14 protein-coding genes and 2 tRNA genes are annotated in these 19,385 nt (G+C 46.2%); 15 read left to right on the top strand and 1 reads right to left on the bottom strand.

From position 1 onward, the window contains the following. Positions 1–34 precede the first annotated feature (34 nt). The 4 genes from AB8Q18_08945 to AB8Q18_08930 all read left to right on the top strand — a co-directional run bounded on the left by AB8Q18_08945 (position 35) and on the right by AB8Q18_08930 (position 6,243). On the top strand, positions 35–625 hold the full coding sequence (locus AB8Q18_08945; GenBank protein XDZ50321.1) for a common pilus major fimbrillin subunit EcpA: 591 nt from the start codon (positions 35–37) through the stop codon (positions 623–625). A gap of 69 nt (positions 626–694) precedes the next feature. Further along, complete coding sequence (locus AB8Q18_08940) at positions 695–1,408, top strand: hypothetical protein (protein ID XDZ50320.1); 714 nt, start codon at positions 695–697, stop codon at positions 1,406–1,408. Between the two features lie 119 nt (positions 1,409–1,527). Beyond that, positions 1,528–4,608: a CS1-pili formation C-terminal domain-containing protein gene (locus tag AB8Q18_08935; protein XDZ50319.1), complete on the top strand. Its 3,081-nt coding sequence runs from the start codon at positions 1,528–1,530 to the stop codon at positions 4,606–4,608. 9 nt (positions 4,609–4,617) lie between these two features. Then, the gene (locus AB8Q18_08930; GenBank protein ID XDZ50318.1) at positions 4,618–6,243 is read left to right on the top strand and encodes a hypothetical protein; all 1,626 of its coding nucleotides are present in this window, start codon (positions 4,618–4,620) and stop codon (positions 6,241–6,243) included. Between the two features lie 136 nt (positions 6,244–6,379). Here the strand turns inward: AB8Q18_08930 and AB8Q18_08925 are convergent, their stop codons facing one another. Further along, positions 6,380–7,213: a helix-turn-helix domain-containing protein gene (locus AB8Q18_08925; protein XDZ50317.1), complete on the bottom strand. Its 834-nt coding sequence runs from the start codon at positions 7,211–7,213 to the stop codon at positions 6,380–6,382. Between the two features lie 163 nt (positions 7,214–7,376). On the opposite strand from AB8Q18_08925, the gene AB8Q18_08920 reads away from it, so the two are divergent. The 11 genes from AB8Q18_08920 (at position 7,377) to AB8Q18_08870 (ending at position 19,339) form a co-directional block, all read left to right on the top strand. Beyond that, positions 7,377–7,919, top strand: a complete 543-nt coding sequence (locus AB8Q18_08920; GenBank protein ID XDZ50316.1) for a GNAT family N-acetyltransferase — start codon at positions 7,377–7,379, stop codon at positions 7,917–7,919. Between the two features lie 101 nt (positions 7,920–8,020). Further along, positions 8,021–8,494, top strand: coding sequence for an N-acetyltransferase family protein (locus tag AB8Q18_08915; GenBank protein ID XDZ50315.1), 474 nt, complete (start codon positions 8,021–8,023; stop codon positions 8,492–8,494). Positions 8,495–9,308: 814 nt separating this feature from the next. Next, a complete protein-coding gene (locus AB8Q18_08910; GenBank protein ID XDZ50314.1) occupies positions 9,309–9,641 on the top strand; it encodes a DNA-directed RNA polymerase subunit alpha C-terminal domain-containing protein in 333 nt (110 codons plus the stop codon). 95 nt (positions 9,642–9,736) lie between these two features. Next, on the top strand, positions 9,737–10,327 hold the full coding sequence (locus tag AB8Q18_08905; GenBank protein XDZ50313.1) for a common pilus major fimbrillin subunit EcpA: 591 nt from the start codon (positions 9,737–9,739) through the stop codon (positions 10,325–10,327). 70 nt (positions 10,328–10,397) lie between these two features. Continuing rightward, a complete protein-coding gene (locus AB8Q18_08900) occupies positions 10,398–11,105 on the top strand; it encodes a hypothetical protein (GenBank protein ID XDZ50312.1) in 708 nt (235 codons plus the stop codon). A gap of 91 nt (positions 11,106–11,196) precedes the next feature. After that, positions 11,197–14,538, top strand: a complete 3,342-nt coding sequence (locus AB8Q18_08895) for a CS1-pili formation C-terminal domain-containing protein (protein XDZ50311.1) — start codon at positions 11,197–11,199, stop codon at positions 14,536–14,538. 167 nt (positions 14,539–14,705) lie between these two features. Beyond that, positions 14,706–16,313, top strand: a complete 1,608-nt coding sequence (locus AB8Q18_08890; GenBank protein ID XDZ50310.1) for a hypothetical protein — start codon at positions 14,706–14,708, stop codon at positions 16,311–16,313. A gap of 55 nt (positions 16,314–16,368) precedes the next feature. Next, complete coding sequence (locus AB8Q18_08885) at positions 16,369–17,067, top strand: hypothetical protein (protein XDZ50309.1); 699 nt, start codon at positions 16,369–16,371, stop codon at positions 17,065–17,067. Between the two features lie 257 nt (positions 17,068–17,324). Then, a tRNA-Met gene (locus AB8Q18_08880) sits at positions 17,325–17,401 on the top strand. 68 nt (positions 17,402–17,469) lie between these two features. After that, positions 17,470–17,546 (top strand) — tRNA-Pro (locus AB8Q18_08875). 1,139 nt (positions 17,547–18,685) lie between these two features. Beyond that, positions 18,686–19,339, top strand: coding sequence for a hypothetical protein (locus tag AB8Q18_08870; GenBank protein XDZ50308.1), 654 nt, complete (start codon positions 18,686–18,688; stop codon positions 19,337–19,339). Positions 19,340–19,385 lie beyond the last annotated feature (46 nt).

Raw genomic sequence — 19,385 nt, 5'->3', positions numbered from 1 at the left:
AAATTTTTTATGTATGTACTTAAAGGACTTTTTTATGAAGAAAATCACTCTGGCCGTGCTGTTAGCTGCAACATTAGGCACGGCTTCTGTTGCCCAAGCTGCGGAGCGAACCGCCTCTGCGATTGCCTCTTGGGATGCAAAAGCGATTAAAGACACACAAAGCATGTTGGTGGTGACCCCACTAAAATCTTTGACCTTTAATTATGCAGAAGGCCAACAGGCTTTTAACAACTTGGATGGTGCCTTTGACGTGACCATCGCCGGCCAATCGGGCGCCACTGATTTTAAATTGGCCTCTAAAATCATCTCTGCTACTTTGGCACGCGCTTCTGATGACTCAACTTTAGAGGTAGGCGTGAAATGGAACGGTCAAAATCTTTCTAAAACCGTTGATGTGGTGATGATTGACACTGCTAATGGCGTGAATACAGGGTTGACGGCCTTGACTGCTGGTGATGCCTTTAGCAACGCTGATCGTGTCAGTGCTTTGGGTCAATTCAATTTTAGCATTGCTTCAGCTACCGCTGGGAATGCCCCTGTGGCTTACCAGGCATTGGCCGATGGCCTATGGGATGGCAACGTCAACGTTCAATTTGTGGCCACTTGGACGGGTGATTTCATCTAATCGACGTGAGCGCATCAGCGTAGGTGCTTAATTGGGGGGCGTGTTCCCCCCAGTTTTAGGAGGCAGTTTATGCTTCATCGGTGTAAAGAGTGGCCTATAGGGTTGCTGTCACTATGGGCTTTAACCCCTGTGGCTCAGGCCATCAGCGTAGGTGAGATTACGTCATTAATTCATGCCGATCAGACCATGTTGGCTAAGGAGATTGAGAATACCGTTGATGGTGCTCGTTTGGTCAGCTTACGTATTGAGCGCATCAGCTCACCCATGGAGGGTGGCGCTGTCTTACCCCTAGAGCAAGAGGCAGAGATTTTATCGACACCCGCAAATCTGATCTTGCCTGGGAACGCCAAAGACATTTTTCGTATTTTTTATGATGGACCTAAGGACGATCAAGAGCGTTATTATCGGCTAAATTGGCAGGATAATCCGGTACAGGAAGACGCATTAACCAAGACTGCGAAGGCCGCCACCGCGACCACCTCTGCCAGCATCGGCACTATTTTGGTGGTGGCGCCAAGGCAAGAGCAGTTTCGCTATGAATATCAAAACGGCGCCGTTTATAACCGCGGTAACGTCACGTTTCGCGTGGTGGCCTTTGGCCCATGCAAGGGGCTTAACCTAAATGAACAAACCATCTGCCATGAACGTTATTACGTGATGCCTGATGTGGGCGTTAGGCTTAAGTTTGGCACCTTAACCGACAGGAAAGCCCACATAGGTATTTGGCATCGTGATCAATTCATCACGGTTAAGGACGGTGTATCGGCAGAGGCGGTTAAATAATGGCCTAAGGTGAGGTAAATAAGCAAAACGCACATATAACAAAAGGAAGGTAAAACTGTTTAAGCCCACATGGTACGGATTAGTTTTGTTTATTCACTTTTAAGCTTTAGGTCTGGGTTATGGGAAAACAGTTTATCTTTAATGTCAAAATCATCTCTGGCTCGGTGATGGTTGCCTTTGTCAGTACGCCAGCGCTGGCGGATCAGCCTTTAGGTGATGTGCGCTTGGGCGAATACGTCATCCCCGGTATGTTTGGGCAGGCGTTACAGCAAGGTTTGACCGTGCCTGTGTATTTACGCTTGGTGGGCGGTAATCCAGATGAGCGGCAAAAAGTAGCCGATGCGGCCATTGCTTTACAAGAAGGCCGATTATTGATTCAAGAGGTGGTTCTGCATCAAGACCCTAAGGGGGCGGTTCTGTCGTCTGAAACCGAAGCCATGATTTTGGGCATAGAAGCGCGCTATTTTGACAACAGTACTCACATCAAGCTGTCGGACGACGCGGCCTTAAATCTCAGCATTAAATCTTTTGTATTGACCCTAGACGTCAACGAAGAAGCGTTGTCTACAGCAGTCATTCCTCGGCAGTTTACTTTAGCAAAATCCTCGGTAGACAGCTTATCTGCTGTTTTGTCTTATGATCTGGGGGTGTACCAAACTCGGGTCAGAAATGGGGTCAATAGCAACAATAACTACGTGAATATCCGTAACACCATAGGCTATAAAGAACATCATTTTTCCTTAGATGGTTCGGTTTATGGTGTGGGTAAAGGCGCTGAGCAAAGTAGTGAAATTTATCGCGCCCTGTACGAACGCGACGTGAACGGCAATCGCTTGGCCTTGGGAATGTTCGATACCTGGAATCTGCAGTCTATTGCCAGTTTGTCAGCGCTCAATGCCAGTAAAGTTTACGGTGCGACTATGGGTAACCAGTCGTCTACTAAAATTAAAAGTAATCAATACTCCTTAACCCCCATCACTATTTTTATGCCGGCAGCGGGTGAGGCTCATGTTTATCGAAATGGCCGTTTACTCAGCATTGAAAACTTTCCCATGGGGAGTTTTGAAATTGATACCGGCCGATTGCCTTTTGGCATTTACGATGTCGACATAGAGGTCATGATTGACGGTGAGGTTCGATCCAGAACGACCCATCGCATCAATAAGGCTTTTTCGAACAGTAATGCGGACATGAATGAAGTCAGCTGGGAAGTCTATGGTGGCTACGTGGATTACGACCGCAAAGTCGAGCGCTTGACAGGTGGCACCAAAGAAACCTATTTACTGGGCGTTTCGGCCGCGGTTAATCTACCGGTTTTGTCTGGACTCTCGATACAAACGTCTAGCTATGTTTTTGACAGCCATTTTGTCAATGAAACAGCCTTGAGTTTGGCCGTGCTGGATTATGGTAGCGTGGGCTGGCAAGGTTTGATCTCCGAGAAAGGGCGTTATCGCAACATCGTTAACGCCACCGCCGTCATCCCCAAGGGCTATGGCTCAGTCTGGGCCAGTAAAGAGAAAAGCAATATTAAAGGTGATCTAGGCATTTACGACAGCGATGTCTATTCATTTGGCGGCACCCTTAATGTTAATCAATTCATCGATAAAGGTGGCTCGCTCACGTTTAGTCGTACCGTCGACAAGCGCGTCAACACCCGTTCGAATAACTTTGAATACGCCACGTCTTTATATTCCGGGCGCCGCGGCACCATGAACCTGCGTGCAGGCGTTCAGCGCTATCAGTACGGTAATGATGTACCAACGGATAATCGTAAATACATTTCTTTGGGCTTTTCTGTTCCGCTCTCGAACTGGGTCAACGTAGGTTTATCGTCAGACAACGGCGATGTGAATCTTGATTTGAGCGGCAGTAAAACCTTTGAAGATGGCCCAATCAGCGCCATCGGCATCAATACCGCTAAGCAGCTACGCGACAGAACGGGCCGTAATAGCGACTTCTCCACCAATGGCTATGCCATGTTCGATACGAAGTACAGCAGCGGTACTGTTTCGCTGTCGCGTCCTGACAGTCAGCGCCTCAGTGGTCACCTAACCGCAGGCGGCTCTGTGGGATTGGGCGCAGGTAAAGTGGTTCCAAGTGGCAAACGAGAAGATGCCGGCGTGATTATTCAAACCGATATGACCGGTGGCGCCTCGCTATCGGCGCAAATCAATGGACGTCACTATAGGCTTACCGGCAAGAACAATTTCATCCCTTTGGCACCGTATGCCGAATATAAGGTTGAGCTGATGAACGACAAGAACAGCATGGACAGCGTCAACATCGTGAAGGGCAAAACCCAAAATGTGACGCTGTACCCAGGCAATGTGGCGGTGTATCGCCCTGAAGTGAAACAGCTGGTCACCGTATTTGGTCGTTTAACCACGGCTCAAGGGGAGGCTTTGGCCTACACTGAAATTAAAAACCACATTGGTAAGACCATGACCGACAAGAGTGGCGCTTTTGCGATGGATGTCGATAAGCGCTATCCCACCATTAGTTTAGTGGATGAGCGCCAGAAGTGTGACGTTGAATTGGACCTAACAAAAGCTCAGGGTGTGTTATGGGTAGGGGATTTAGATTGCCGTACGGGTGCTCAGTTGGCTAAAACGAACGTCATGCCCAGAAGGGAGGCTGCTTTGCCGGTACCTACTTTGGAACAGCCTCAGATAGGCACACCGATGGCAGTGGTGCCGCCTCTTACCCTGTCGAGCCTAGCCGACGAAGCCATGGCCCCGCGGCCGCAAAGCTTAGCATGGCGAGCAAGCACGAATGAGCGGTTGATTGTGCCCACGATGCCACACGAGCTTAGCCCCTCAGCGCCTGAATCAGATCCTCGTCGATATGTACCCCGAGCATTAGCCCCCGCAGACGTCTCTGCGGCACAGGCTGTGCCGGTGATTTTTGATGTGCCTGTCGTGAAGGGTCTAGCTAGTGGCTTAGATGAGTTATTTGAGCATGCGTATGGGTACGAGCAAGCCTCTCAGTCAGGGATGTCCCAGCCTTATGCTCAGCTGAAACAAGAGGGGCAGGCTTATTTGAGTGAAGAAATAAAGTTGACGACAGTTTTCAGTGATATTGAGCGACGGCAAGACGCAGCATGTGAGGTGATGTTAGGGCTGGATCAGCCTCAAGTCGAAGAGTGGGTGAGTCAGGTGGCTTGTCAAAGCCACATCAATATCAATGTGGCGGCTAAATAAGGAATGATGATGAGTAAACTGCCAATATTGGGCATGGCACCGTGGCGCATCGCGTGTCTGTCATGGATGCTGTTGACGAGTACCGTCTACGCAGCGTCTGGCACTGAATCTTATGTGATGGTTAATAATGAAATCGATGGTGAGTTTTTTATTGCCGGTGAATTTCGAAGTGGGGAGCGCCGTTTTAACGGCACCAACGTGTTCAGTAAGTTCGCTAGTCGCCACAGCAGTTTAGGTTATGTGGGCGCGGGCAGCACGACGATGACGGCCGCGTATAAATATTACGATATTGTACTGAATTCGCCAGCCATACCATCACCGTTTCAGGGCAATCGCTGCATGACTTCCGCCAGCGGCTGTCCCTCAACAGGCCTCATTCATCCAAAAGTTGTGGGCGGTGATGGTGCTTATGGCATGGTGCGTGAAGGAACGCCAGGGCAGTCCAATTATGTACGGCCTATTTTAAGCGACAGCGCCTATCTTTATTTCAATCAACTCCCCGTGGGCGAAGTAACCAATATTGTGTTTACCAGCTGTGCCTCGCGGCAGCAATATGATCCTTCTCGAGGACAGAAATGTGCTGATTTTAATGACGTTCGAACCAATACCGATACCATGACCGTCACTAAGTTGGCTCAGCTAAATTTAAAATCGACCAATGCGTTACAAGAGTTATTTGTGGACAGTAATGGCAATACCACAGTGGGTTTGGGCTCTGAATTTTGTGCGGGGGCGTTTATACAAGGTAAAAATGGGGTGATGTGCCAGTTGGTGACCTATGATGTTCAGGGACGACCTCATGATCGATTTGGCGTTGGATTACGCTTAAATCCTGCTTTATTAGGAGGCATTTCGGTTTCGGCTTCGGATCTTTATTTTAGTGCCAATACGACTAATTGGTATCCATACAGTGCGACGGGCTATCGCACCGGCATGTTTACTCAAGGAACCACAGGGTTATATGTGTTTTTAACGCAAGACTTTCTCAGAAAGCTGGTGCGTAGCGGGATTGACCTACAGCAAAGCCAGCGATTTTTTACGTTCCAAATTCGAAATGAGCGCTATGTTCAGTCGGGTTATTATGATTTTACGCCGTCTAATACATTGCTGATTCGGCCTAGAGAGTACGGTATCAGCATCATCGATAAGGATTTTGTGCTCAATCCAAGCCGAACCGGAAAAGTAGGGTATGTCGAGCCGCCGATTGAGTTTGAATACATCGTCAGCACCAGCGGTCCGCGTCAGGCTAATGAGATTACCGCACAGGTGACCGGCCCTGCTCATCGCTCAAGTGGTGGGGTTAATTATTGTCTATTTTCTTCTGTGGACAATAAAATTAAGGTGCCTTTTTCAGCGTTCTTAAGTTATGTCGATCAGGCTGGCAATACGGTGCGTACGCGCAATAGTTGCGGCGATGAGCCCATAGACATCCTGTTCGCGCGTTGGGCCGAAACGCCATGGGTCAACGCACCACAAGAAGGCAGCTTTTTTAGAACTAATTTAAAGCTATCGTTTCCCATGAATGAAAATACTTCCTTATTTAGCCTGTCGGGTGAGGATTGGATTGGGGTGGTGCGGGCTCAAGGCGAGGTGAGGGTAAGGGCAGTTTGGCGTGGAAATGACGTGCTGCCTTAGTCAGATAGGGATGAGTATTGGGCTGACCAGACACTGAGGCAAGAATATTAAGTCTATTTAAAATCAAGTATCTTGATGTGAACGGTATTGAAAGGCCGGTTCGTCAACAGTATTGCTTAGAGAGGCTGAGCTCTTTTTAGTGCCCCTTCCGATATTGCCTTAGCGTGAGTCCTGTGTGCTTTTTGAAATAGCGATTCATATAGGATGGATCGTTAAAATGCATCTTGTCGGCAATACGTTGAATCGACAAACCATTGGTTTTTAAGAGCTGCTTAAGCTTCAGAATGACTTGGCGGTCAATGAGGGTTTTAGGATTGTCGTTTAAATAGTGTTGGCACAGTTGGGATAGATAATAGGGCGTAATGTGTAAGGCTCGGGCATAGAAAGCCACTTCGCGCTCTTGCTGGCTGTGCTGAGCCACCATGGCCCAAAACTGCCAGCAGAGCTTTTCTTTACGGCTGTGTTCATTTTGATTTAATGGCCGCTGGTCCCCAATGAGGTCGGCTAAAATCAAAAAGAAATTTTGCAGATGCTGCCGCCACAATATGCGTTGGTATTGCGTCGTCTCGTTTAAAATAAATTGGCTTTGTGTTTGCCAGGCCTGTAGTAGTATGGCGTGTTCTAAAATGGGCGAAAATACCGGTGTTTTTGACAGATAGGCGAAGAGTGAGTGCGGCAAGACATAGGCCACCTCGGCAGCGAAGTCTCGGTTTAATAAATAATATTGGCAGCTAAAATCGCCGGACTGGTTTTTGACTATGGCTAAGGAGTCTTCGGCAAGGATGAGCACGTCGCCAGCTTTGAGTAGATAGTCTTGAAACTGAATATTTAGGCGTATTTGGCCTTTTTCAACCACGATTAAGGAGACGTAGGCCAGAGCCAGAGGATGGTTTGAGAGGGGGGAAAGCTGGCCGGAGCCATAAACATAGCCTGCTTGGTTGTTTTGTAATGCATCTAGGGCGTTGTTCATGAGGTTTTGTTTTGGGTGTGAATAAACGTTTATATTAACCGATTTTCTTTATTTTGTTTTTAAAAGTACCGATATTGCTTTGATATGGTTCTTGGGGACGCGGCTTGTTGTGCTTAAAATAGCGCCGACAACAACGACAAAATATCAAGAAAGGGATTAAGTGATGATGTTGACCACAGAACGTTTGATTATTCGACCCTGGCAGGACAGCGACGCAGCCAGCCTGTATGAATACGCTAAAGATGACAGAGTAGGGCCTATTGCCGGTTGGCCTGTACATGAGAGTGAGGCACAAAGTTTAGAGATTATCCAAACCGTTTTTGCCCATGAAGAGGTGTATGCCGTTGCCTTGAAAGAAGATAATCGAGCCATTGGCATGGTGGGTCTTTTGATTGGTCAAGACAGTAATTTTGACATTGCCGATAACGAAGCTGAAGTGGCCTATTGGATTGGCGTGCCTTTTTGGGGTCAAGGTTTGATTCCAGAGGCGGTTAAAGCCATTATGCAGCATGCTTATGAATATTTGAACATGCAGGCCTTATGGTGCGGCTATTTTGCTGAGAATGAACAGTCATTTAAAGCTCAAGCAAAGTGTGGGTTCCAGCACCATCACACAGAAGTGCATCAATATAATCAGTTTTTAAATGATTATCGGACCGAGCACATTAGCTACTTATCTAAAGTAGACTGGCTGGCATTACCTTAAGCTGTTTTGTAAGAGTAGATGAGCGGTCCATAGGTTAAAACTTATGGACCTTTGTATTATGGTGGGTGACGTCGATGAGGCGCACTTGAGAAGGAAGCATAATGAATATTAGAGTGGCACAGCGACAAGACATGGCGTCGATACAGGCCTTATACCAAGTATTATTTCAACAGATGGCACAATATGAGCCGGAGTATCAGCAAGCCGCATCGCAAGACATTGGTTTTTTAGAGGCAGTCATCGCTCAAAAAGACAGCTTTATGGCTTATATTGCTGAAGTCGAAGGCGACGTAAAGGGGGTGATCATTTTGCAAAAGCAGCAGACGCTGCCCTATAACTGTTTGGTCCCCAAAAACAGCTGTTTTATTCTGGACGTGGTGGTGAGCGCAGACATGCGTGGTCAAGGGCTAGGTCATGCGCTCATTCAGCAGGCGAAGCAATGGGCGCAGGCACAAGGGGTTCATTATTTGGAACTCAGCGTTTTGGCTAAAAACGAACGGGCTATGGCGCTGTACGTGAAAGAAGGCTTCACTTCGTACAGTACCTTAATGCGCCTACCTTTGGCGCCCTTGTAGTCGGTTGACGAGCGAGGCCATCTGGAGCTGAAAAAAGCCCCTGATGGCCTCGGTCACCATCAGGGGAAATGCAGAAGTAACCACGTTACGGATGACTGCAATCCCCATCATAAATCAAGCCATTCTTCAGCACCATTCCCTATTAGCCTTAACGTATTAATTATTTAGAATAATGATAAAGTGTTTAAGTGCCTGTCTGATCTTGGCTGAAAGGCTTAGGTAGGATCGTTCCTTTTGAGCATAGGCCTGTAGAGCCAGGGTGCTCGCCAATGGTGTTCGTTTAAACACTTATTTTCATATCAATAGTGTAGGCCTAGCTCATGATGGGCTTGAGCCTTGGTGGTTCCTTTTGCGGCAGTACTTCGGAACAACTTGTTATCAAATAAACGGCTGCTGCTCCTATTTATCCTAGTGTACTTATTCAATTTATAGCCAATGCTCAGGCCGCCTGATCCGTAGGGGGTCTTGTTAGCTTGAGCCTGCATGCGGCCATCCCCACTCATCATCTCTAGTTATACCGCTCTCTATGGGCTTATTAGGTTAATAAATGTTATGTAGAGTTAATTTACGTAAAATTAAGCATAAAAATTCAAATATTAACGGGTTTTTTTATGATTTTTCCCTATATTGATAATATTTAGCATTTACTTACTATTATTAACAAATGCTGGACAAATATTTACATTGAGCTCGATATAATAGGCACAAGTTTAGTTGGCTATGTTGACTCATTAATAATAGACAGTTGATTTGTTGTGTACCTCAGCAAGTTGGCGATATTGAATCCCATATTTCTTACGATAGGTTCATCAAAATGAAAATTACACAAATGGTAGGCGTTGGTAATAGTTTATTTGCTTTAACCAGCAGTGGTGAACTGTGGGAGTTTGATACGCAAGAGAGGGCGTGGATGAAGTGTAAGAGCATGGTCAGCGATGAAGAGGTTTTAAAAGAAAAAAAACAGTTGTTGGTCGATAGCCTAGAAGTATCTAATCGTGTGTTGAACGCCTTGAAAAAAAATAAAATCAATACCGTAGGTGAATTATTGTCTTTAGATAAAAGCGGCATCAACAGTATTGCAGGCCTTGGCGAAAAGTCGATGTTTGAACTGAAGAATGCGCTGCTTCTTCTGGAGATGGATGTTTAAGTCGACAAGAACTACGTTTTAAAGGGTTTTTGTTGTTTGTCTATATGAGCACGCTCGCTTGTATATTTTTGTTGAAAGTGATTAAAGGAAATATTATGAAAAAATTAACACTGGCCGTATTGTTGGCTGCTTCTTTGGGGACTGTTTCTGTTGCGCAAGCTGCAGAACGTACTGCTTCAGCCATCGCTTCTTGGGATGCAAAAGCCATTAAAGACACACAAAGCATGTTAGTGGTTACTCCATTGAAATCTTTGACCTTTAACTATGCTGAAGGTCAACAATCATTTAACACTCTAGACGGCGCGTTTGACGTGACCATCGCAGGCCAATCAGGCGCGACCGACTTTAAATTGGCTTCTAAAGTGATTTCTTCTACTTTGGCTCGCTCTTCTGACGATTCTACTTTAGAAGTGGGCGTTAAATGGAACGGCGAAAAACTATCTAAAGACAGCGAAGTGGTGATGATTGATACCGCCAATGGCGTGAACTCTGGCTTGACCGCTTTAACCGCTGGTGATGCATTCGGTAAATCTGACCGCGTAAGCGCTTTGGGTCAATTCAACTTCAACATTACTTCTGCTTCTGTTGCTGGCGCCCCTGCAACCTATAAAGACCTAACCGACGGTTTGTGGGACGGTAACGTGAACGTTCAATTCGTTGCCACCTGGACTGGCGACTTTATCTAAAAAGTTTTCTAGCTTTTAGTGTGTGCTTGAGTTGAGGGGGCTAGGCCCCCTCAGTTTTAGGAGAAGATTTATGAAGCATATTTTTAAATATGGTTTTGCGTCTTCGGTATGGGCCGTCAGCGCTTTGGCTCAGGCGATCAGCGTGGGTGAAATCACCGCATTGATTCACACCGACCAGACCATGTTGGCTAAAGAAATTGAAAACACAGTGGATGGCGCGCGTTTGGTGAGTTTGAGTATTGAGCGCATTAGCTCACCGATGGAGGGTGGGGAAGCCTTGCCTTTGTCTTCGGCCAGCGAGATTTTGTCTACGCCCGCCAACCTTATCTTGCCTGGTAAGGGCAAAGATGTGTTCCGTATTTTTTATGATGGTCCTAAAGACGATCAAGAGCGTTATTACCGCCTTAATTGGCAAGACAATCCCGTACAGGAAGATGGTCTGTCGAAATCGGCTAAAGCCGCCACCGCCACGACTTCTGCCAGTATTGGCACTATTTTAGTGGTGGCGCCTCGGCAAGAAACCTTTGATTACGAATACCAGAATGGTGCCGTTTACAACCGCGGCAACGTTACTTTTCGCGTGGTGGCCTTTGGCCCTTGCAAGACCCCCAACCCCAGTGGTCAAAAAACCTGTCATGAGCGTTATTACGTCATGCCTGGCGTAGGCGTGAAGCTAAAGTTTGGTAATTTAACCGATAAGAAAGCCCACGTCGGTATTTGGCACCGCGATAATTTTATTACGGTGAATGAAGGCAAACCTCGTAACGTTGACCGTTAACGGCCCGATGAATAAAAACTTAGGAATCAAGCCAGACGACATCGTTTTGTTTGATTGTACAGCGTTACTTTTGAAAATTTAGGTTTGGGCCATGGAAAAACAGTTTATTTTTAATGTGAAGGTGATAGCTAGTTCGGTCATCATCGCGTTTTCATCGGCGGGTGTGGCTTCGGCCCAAGCGATAGGTGACGTGCGTTTGGGTGAATACATCATCCCTGGGATGTTTGGGCAAGCCTTACAGCAGGGTTTGACTGTACCCGTGTATCTGCGCTTTGTGGAGGGAGACCCCGAAGAGCGTCAAAAGGTGGCTGATGCCGCCATTGCGTTAAAAGACGGCAAGCTCTTCATTCAAGAGGTGGTGCTGAGCCAGGATCCGAAAGGCGCTACGCTGTCGGCCGAAACCCAGGCCATGATTTTGAATCTGGAAGAGCGGTTTTTTGACAACAGCACCCGTATTCACCTATCTGATGATGCGGCACTAAACCTCAATATCCAATCTTTTGTGCTGACGCTAGACGTCACCGCAGAAGCGTTGTCTACAGCAGTGATTCCCCGTCAGTTTATGTTGGGAGAGTCTTCCGTAGACAGCGTTTCTGCCGTCACCACCTACGACATGGGGGTGTATCAAACCCGTGTTAAAAATGGTGTTAATAATGACAATAACTATTTTAATATTCGCAACACCATTGGCTATAAAGAGCACCATTTTTCTTTAGACGGCTCGGTTTATGGCGTGGGCAAGGGCGACGGACAAAGCAGTGAGATTTATCGTGCCATGTATGAGCGCGACGTCAACGGCAATCGCCTGGCTTTGGGGATGTTCGATACCTGGAATTTGCAGTCTATTGCCAGCTTGTCCGCACTCAACGCCAGTAAAGTGTATGGCGCCACGTTTGGGAATAAGTCGTCCACTAAGCTACAAAACAACCAATACTCTTTAACCCCGATCACTATTTTTATGCCGGCAGCGGGTGAAGTGCACGTCTACCGTAATGGTCGCTTGCTGAGCATTGAAAACTTCCCGATGGGGAGCTTTGAAATTGATACTGGACGGCTGCCGTTTGGTATTTACGACGTCGACATTGACGTGATGATCGACGGTGAAGTGCGCTCAAAAACCACCCACCGCATCAATAAGGCCTTCTCGAGCAGCAATGCCGACATGAATGAGGTCAGCTGGGAAGTGTATGGCGGCTATGTTGATTACGACAGCAACGTCGAGCGCTTGACAGGAGGCACCAAAGAAACCTATTTGGCGGGCGTGTCGGCGGCGGTGAATTTACCCGTGCTGTCAGGCTTGTCACTGCAAACGTCTAATTACGCGTTTGACAAACATTTTGTTAATGAAACTTCGGCCAATCTAGCCGTACTGGATTATGGCACGGTAGGCGTGCAAGGCTTGGTTTCTGAAAAGGCACGCTGGCGTTACATCGCTAATGCTACCGCCACCCTGCCCAAGGGCTATGGTTCGGTTTGGGTGAGTAAAGAAAAAAGCAATATTAAAGGTGACCTGGGTATTTACGACAGCGACACCTATTCCTTTGGCGGCACCCTGAATTTCAATAAACTCATGAACAATGGTGGCTCGCTGACGTTTAGCCGTACCGTTGATCGTCGGGTGAATACGCGTTCCAACAACTTTGAATACGCCACTTCTTTGTATTCAGGGCGCCGTGGCACCATGAGCTTGCGTGCTGGGGTCCAGCGCTATCAATACGGGAACGACACGCCGGCGGACAATCGAAAATACATTTCTCTAGGCTTCTCGATTCCGCTCTCTAATTGGATTAACGCCGGTTTGTCATCGGATAACGGTGACGTGAACCTCGATTTGAGCGCCAGCAAAACGTTTGATGATGGCCCGATTAGCTCGATTGGCCTCAATACCTCGAAACAGCTGCGTGACAAAACCGGGCGTAACAGTGATTTCTCGACCAACGCCTACGCCATGTTTGACACTAAGTACAGCGCAGGTACGGTGTCGTTGTCGCGCCCAGACAGTAAGCGCCTCAGCGGCAACTTAACCGCCGGCGGCTCGATCGCCTTTGGCGGCGGCAAAGTGGTGCCCAGCGGCAAACGTGAAGAATCTGGGGTGATCATTCAAACCAATATGACCGGTGGCGCCTCGCTGTCGGCCCAAGTGAATGGTCGAAACTATAAGCTCACCGGCAAGAACAACTTTATTCCTTTGGCGCCGTATGCCGAATATAAAGTTGAGCTGATGAACGATAAAAACAGTATGGACAGCGTCAATATTGTGAAGGGTAAAACCCAAAACGTGACGCTCTATCCGGGCAACGTGGCAGTGTATCGCCCTGAGGTGAAGCAGCTGGTGACGGTATTTGGTCGGCTGACCACCGAGCAGGGTGAGGCCATGGCCAATGCCCAGATTAAGAACCACATTGGCAAAACCGTGACCGACAGCAGCGGTGCCTTCTCGATGGACGTCGACAAGCGCTACCCAACCATTAGCCTAGTAGATGAGAGCCAGAAATGTGATGTTGAGCTGGATCTACGTCAAGCCAAAGGCGTGTTATGGGTGGGGGATTTAGGGTGCGGTACGGCAACACAGCTGGCTAAAAGCAAGCCGTCGGCGCCATCGGCACCCGTGGCCGTTGACGACGCCCCCGTTCAGGTGATGGCGGCAGCTCAGCCTGCGCATGCACCTAAGCCACCGGTTGCGCCGCTGGTAAAACCGGTTGCCGTGAGTGAGCAGACGATTGTGCCTGTGGCTCAGCCGGTTGCCGTGAGTCAGCTGTCGCCACAGCATCCATCCCCGGCGCCTGGCCGTGCGTTTGACGTGAGTCGAGGCGAGGGTGACTTCCAGCCCATGCAGCTTCAGCGCCACGCCGCCTTGCCCGTTTCGGATGTTGAGACGCGTCAGCGGCTAGCGCAGCCACCACGCATGGTGGCGCCAGAGCCTGCTGTTGATCGTATCGTACCCGTCGCCACTGTGGTCACAGAACGGCCACAAAGCTTGGCCTGGCGCGCACCTGAAGTAAACCTCATGTCTCAGCCATCGGCTCAGATGCAGCCGTTGTCACGTTTAAGCCAAGAAAATGAACGTCGCTACATTCCTAAAGCCATGGCACCTGCTGCTGTGGTTGAGCAGTCTGTGGCGTCAAGAGCATTAAATCACATGCCGACAGAGGCAAGCCTTGCCTTACAGGCGAAGGTCGTTGCAGCAACAAAAGCTGCTGCAAATGACGCCCATTATTATGAGTGGGAACAACCAATTCGCTCGGGATCAGAACCTTATGTTCAAACCATGCAAGACGCTTCTGTTTATGTAAGCGAACAGATTCAGTTGAGTACAGTATTTCAAGACATTAGTTTATCGAGATTAAGTGGTTGCAGTGAATTTTTGAATGTTGATGAAGTCATGTGCGTGAGTGAACCTATGGGGATTCATGTCAGCTTGATGACACCTTAGTGGCGTGCCTACTAGTGATAGGTCATTAATAAATGGCTTATGTTGTTGAATTTGGCGTATTGATCGTTAACGAAGAAGCAAAACAAAAGATATTGGTGTTTAAGCAGACAGACTCAAGCGGCTGCTGACTTGATTGTGGTAGCCGGTATACATAATTAGGAATGTAAATGAAAACATATAAATTATTGATGGTGTTGGCATTGGGCCTGTCCTTTTTGAGTGCGGAAAGTATGGCTCGAAAAAATGCTTTTTTCTTTATCAATAATGAAGTTGATAATGAGTATTTTGTGACCGCAGAGCTTTTAGATCCACGTTTTTCGGGAGCGAATACCTTTGTGAAATATCGTCAAAAAGACCAAAGAAGTTTGGGCTATATGGGTAACAATGATTTGATTAGCACCAACAACTGGTTTGATATCTGGCTTGAAGGCTCACAAGTGAGTGAGCCCTTTGTAGGGTCTCGTTGCTTTAAAGGGGAGGGACGTTGCCCTAGTGATGGGATTGTACGACCAGAAAAAATTAAGCGTGATGGGATTTATAAGGTGCCGATGGATTACTGGGATGCACAAGCAGGCTACACTAGGGGTATTTTTAGTGAGAATATGTACACCTATCTTAAAAACATGGTAGTAGGAAGGCAAGAGCGTTTTAGTTTTAACTATTGTCATGTTTCTAAGAATAAAGCGTATAATGTTGAAGCTGGAGATACCTGTGTGAGCTTAGGGGGTACAACGCGTAAAGAGGATTTTGACATTACCAAAACAGGTCAGATTCGGCTGATTTCGACGAATGCCCTACAAGAGATTTTTGTTGATCAGAATGGGAATGCGACGGTTGGGTTGGGCAGTGAGTTTTGCCAAAATGGAAGGATTAATGACAAGGATGGGATTTCCTGCCGGTTTATCGATTATGAGCAAACGGGTCGATTTTATGGCCATGTAACAACTCGTATGTATATTGCGCCTGAAGGTGAGCCCAAGGGCATGGCTGGCGCTGATATTTATTTAGGCAGTGGTGATGGCACGGGTACGGCCACATGGAAAAATTATTCAACAGAATCAAAGTCAAATTTGTTTTTTAATAAAGACAAAGGCCATTTATATGTCTTTTTTACTCAAAAATATTTGAAAGCCCTTATTGTTCAAGGCATAGACTTAAGCCAAAGTTCAAATTTCTTTACCTTTAACTTTAGAAATAGCCGTTTGCCGGAATCTGGTTTTTATGAGTTCACGCCGTCTAATACCATTTTACTGCGCCCTAGAGATTACGGCATCAGCATCGTGGATAAAGACCTCATACTTAACCCAACCCGTACGGGTAAGGTAGGGCATATCGAACCGCCGATCGAGTTTGAATACATCGTCAGCACCAGCGGCCCACGCCAGGCCAATGAAATTACGGCTCAGGTGACCGGCCCCGTTCACCGTTCGAATAGGGGGGTGAACTACTGCCTGTTTTCATCGCCTGACAATAAGATTCAAGTGCCTTTTTCAGCATTCCTAAGCTATGTAGACGCCACCGGTCGTACGATCAAAGAGCGCAATAGCTGCGGTGATGAGCCAATGGACATCTTACCTGCACGTTGGGAAGAAACGCCGTGGTCCAATGCGCCGCAAGAGGGTAGCTTTTATCGGACCAATTTAAAGTTGACCTTCCCAATGAATGAAAGCAGCTCTTTGTTTAGCTTGTCCGGTGAAGATTGGATTGGCGTGGTCAGAGCTCAAGGTGAGGTGAAAGTGAAGGCGATCTGGCGCGGCAACGATGTATTACCTTAATAACCTAGAGCCTGAGCGTCTGACGCGAAAGAGCTGTTGATGGTGAAGGAATGACATGATGAAGACTTGGCTCGGACGCTTAATGCTGATGGTTTTAGGCTCATATAGTAGCCTAGCCCAAGCACTGTACGTGAGCGACGATGTATTTGTGGTTGAGGCGGATAAACCTTATATATCTCGTCAATTTTATAACGACAGCAAATCAACCAATATGTATTTGATCAATATGTATCAAATTGATCGCCCAGGTAAAACAGAGACGGCCAGGCCCATCCCCGACGGGGAAGTGATGTATAGCCCGTTACAAATGTTGGTGAATGCTGGCCAATTTGAGTATTTTAAGATTTTTTATCGCGGCCCCAGTGATGACCAAGAACGCTATTATCGAATGGTGATCCGTGAGGTGCCGTTGAGTGCCATTAAGGACGAGGCTGCGGTTAAGGATTCTATGGTATCCACCATTGTGGCATTGGATACTTATGCCGTGGTCCGGCCTCGGCAGCAAAAATTTGAGTACGCTTATGATGAGCGTGCCGGTACCTTAAAAAATACCGGCAACACGTTTTTTCGCGTATTGATTAACCGAGGCTGTAATACGAGCGATGATGACCAAGCCGTGGTGTTTGATCTCTTGCCGCAAGATACGGTTGAGCATGAGCTATTACGTGGCAATAACCAAAAATACATTGTCGCCTTTGGTAATTTTAAGCGCCTGGGAACACAGTGCTTTGATGAAGCCAGCGTGGGTGAGTGATGCGCTTACGTCACTGGTGGGTTGTATGAGACAAGGCTTCTGTAGCTTACTGTTTTGTCTACGGTGAAGGCAAGGCTAAGCGAAACTTAACCCCAAGGAGTCAGGCTTTAATATAGAGGCGTACCTAAGCATCTGAATTGTTATGGTTTAACCCTATCCTTATGCTAAAAAGCCCAGCCTTAAGCCGTTTGTGGGCAGATGGTGCACAAATAAACGTTGACAGAAAAGCGCACTTGGCGTACTATGTATTTCTCAGACGCGGGGTGGAGCAGCATGGTAGCTCGTCGGGCTCATAACCCGAAGGTCATAGGTTCAAATCCTGTCCCCGCAACCAAATACAAAAAAAGCCTTGATGAAATCTCAAGGCTTTTTTAACGATTTAGGCAATACTGTTTTAAATGTCGGAGTGTGGCGCAGCCTGGTAGCGCACTTGCATGGGGTGCAAGGGGTCGGAGGTTCGAATCCTCTCACTCCGACCAAAAGAATCAAGGACTTAAGCTTAATGCTTAGGTCCTTTTTTTACGTCTTTTATCTTGAGGAGTAAGCCAGAAATTGGTTGGGGTTAGCTCCCATTAGATAATGGTTGGAAAGATATTAATGTAGTGAGGGCATACTATTTGGAATTTTGATGGGCTGATATTCGGTAACGCTTCTCCTACGACTTTCTAACCTCAAGCTTTGACTTGGCCTCAAGTTTTCTCTTAATGTATTACACATGTACATAAGTACTTTGTTCTGAATACACAATCAACAGAAGCTCTTACCTAAGTGCCTAGGTATCTAGAGCTTATTCTTTAATGCGTAAATGGCAGTTCTGAAACTCTTCGGTAATTCTTTTATACCTAACGAAAGCATATTACCAGGCATTCTTTCGTCTTAATTTGAATGCACAACCTTTATTGGCTAATTACCTTTTGAAACCTCAACTAGGATTGACTGAGCACGGCTATAAGCTCAGGCCGACACTCTGGCTGTATTTCTTTCTCTTTGGAGGTCTCTAGCTATATGGCCTTTAAAGTATCAGTAATGTGATTTAGCTGTATTTTATTAATTAGTTTATGAACGATGATAGGAAAACATAAGTAGTAAGTGTTCTGATCCATTACTGAGCATATTTTTTGTGCTCATATGGTTATCGCTCAATATGCCTAGATTTAGTCATCTCTATGAATCTAGGCTTCTTCTGCCAGGTTGACAGCAGTATTTTTCTTCTAATGAGCCAAGTACTGTAGCGAACTGTTCTCGAAATATGATTACTCATTTTACGGTTCAATTAATACCTAACCTTGGGATACGGCCCAAGACCTGCATTTCTCTTTTTTATGCGATCAGACTAACAGTAATGTACTGCTCATCTACTTTTACGTTTGATTGTTTTGATAGGGCTTGCCTTGAGTTTGGCCTTCTAACGCAGGGTATCTAGAATATTATAAATGTTGAAATATAAACATATATCATTCAATGATTTGTTTTTTTATACGATAAATTTATGTGTTTGTATTTGTTTATTTAAGTGAATGGAATGATAATGCTAATACATTTTAAATAAATAATATTATGTCATGCACTTTTCTATAAAAATAACCAATTAGAAGATTACAGAGAGGGAGGATGTTTTATGGCATTAAACCAGTTAATTCATAAATATGAGGCCCAATGTCAGACTGTACCGGACACAATTCGTTTACGAATACACCGTTGCTTAAGTTGGTTAAAAAAAGCTGACAAATCACACGCAGACTTAGATATTCGTTTTATTAGTTTATGGATTGCCTTTAATGCTGCCTATGCTAAAGATTATGCGAATAATGAGAATGCGTTTGATCGTTTGGGTTTTCGTAACTTTATTGGTGTGATTACTCGCCAGGCACATGATGAGGCTAAGGAGTTAGTTTGGAAAAAATATCCGAATAGTGTCCGCTTATTAATGGACAATCAATATGTATTTCAACCATTTTGGCAATACCAAAACGGATTGATCACGGAAGATGTTTGGTTATTAAAATTTAAAGAATCTAAACAAAAAGCCCATCAATCGTTGGCTAATCAAGACATGGAGTCAGTTTTATTTATTGTTTTTGAGCGTTTATATACTTTACGTAATCAAATTTTTCATGGTGGTTCTAGTTATAACAGCAGTGTTAACCGTGAACAGCTCAAAGATGCGTGTAACCTATTGGCAGATTGTTTGTATTTATTTGTCAGCGTCATGATTGATCATGCTGACTTATCCGAATGGGGCAAACCATTTTACCCTTATATTGAAGAGTAGACACAAGCTGTCCATTAGGTTCGTTATGATGTAGCAATGATGATTA

The sequence above is a fragment of the Neisseriaceae bacterium CLB008 genome, from assembly GCA_041228285.1.
GTDB lineage: Bacteria > Pseudomonadota > Gammaproteobacteria > Burkholderiales > Neisseriaceae > JAGNPU01.
The sequence above is the reverse complement of the archived record's forward strand: the minus strand, read 5'-3'. Positions and strand labels throughout refer to the sequence as shown.